1 pseudogene is annotated in these 692 nt (G+C 59.5%); it reads right to left on the reverse strand.

What is annotated here, in order from left to right:
- Nucleotides 1-692, reverse strand: a pseudogene (sbcB, locus tag G3436_RS16765) (exodeoxyribonuclease I); the annotation flags it as partial.

Genomic DNA, 692 nt, shown 5'->3' on the forward strand with positions numbered 1-692 from the left:
GCGCAGCGCCTGGGCATGTGCCTGCCACTGCGCGAGCAATTCACGCTGCGGTTCGTCAGCCTGCTGCCAAGCTGTCTGCAATGCCTGCTCGAAGCCTTGCAGCGTGTTGGGCGCGCCCATACCCGGGTCCGTCAGGCGTTGCTGGCAAAAGCCCAGCCAACGCTGCTGGTCCTGGCGCTCAAGGTGTCGGGGAAATTGCGCGCTCGGTAACGGAACAACAGTTCCGGCAAGCGCACGTCATCAAACATCCAGTGCCCGCTCGCCAATTGCGAAGGCTCGGCAGCTCTTACTTGCTCGCACAGGCGACGATCGCGGTCACCGATAAATCCGTCATACAACTGTTGCTCCGGATCTTCACTCGGGGCGAAATCCTGTTCGCTGTAAATGGCCTCCAACTTGGCCTGCCAAACCGCCTGGACGGCACTCAACTGTGCGGCGCGCTGTTGATACAGCGACATGTCCAGCCCCAGCCGTTGCTGATCTTCACTGCGCAGCACAGTCAACGGTGCCACCACCGGACACCGGTTGATCTGAATTAACTTCAGCGGTACCGGCAATTGCCCTTCTGACATTTCCTCACGCCGGGTGTACAAACGCTGACGTAACTCTTGGGCATCTTCTGTCAGCAATGGCGTGGCCTCCAAGTGCAGGTCGCACACAATCAATGCATTTCGATTACGCGGGTGCCAGGC

This window comes from Pseudomonas brassicae (genome assembly GCF_010671725.1).
Classification (GTDB): domain Bacteria; phylum Pseudomonadota; class Gammaproteobacteria; order Pseudomonadales; family Pseudomonadaceae; genus Aquipseudomonas; species Aquipseudomonas brassicae.